This window comes from Pseudomonas sp. HY13-MNA-CIBAN-0226, from assembly GCF_040310305.1.
In the GTDB taxonomy this organism is placed as follows: Bacteria; Pseudomonadota; Gammaproteobacteria; order Pseudomonadales; family Pseudomonadaceae; genus Aquipseudomonas; species Aquipseudomonas gregormendelii.
Map to the genome: position 1 here is coordinate 1 of NZ_JBEOPS010000469.1, position 250 is coordinate 250.

At 65.2% G+C, this 250-nt stretch carries 1 protein-coding gene; it reads left to right on the forward strand.

Annotation, left to right across the window (positions count from 1 at the left end; translation table 11 throughout):
- Positions 1 to 64 precede the first annotated feature (64 nt).
- Positions 65 to 250, forward strand: a 186-nt coding sequence (locus AAEZ05_RS29550; protein ID WP_350650182.1) for a hypothetical protein, incomplete at its 3' end; no start/stop codon positions are given.

The following is a 250-nucleotide window of genomic DNA, read 5'->3' on the forward strand; positions in this document are numbered from 1 at the left end:
GGGTAGCGTCGTCGCTTTCAATGCAGCCATTGCAAACAACGCCCAACCGGGCAAAGGAACTGCAATGGCAAGCAATGCCGCAACCGCGCAGCCAGCCGGCGGCGCACCTCTTCCCGTTCCCTCGGCGCTCCCGGCCGATGGCTTCACGCGCTGGAACGACCTGAAAGCCTTCGTGCCCTTCTCGCGCGAGACGCTGCGAAAACGTGAGCTCGAAGGCCGCTTTCCGCGCCGCCAGCACCTGTCCCAACGC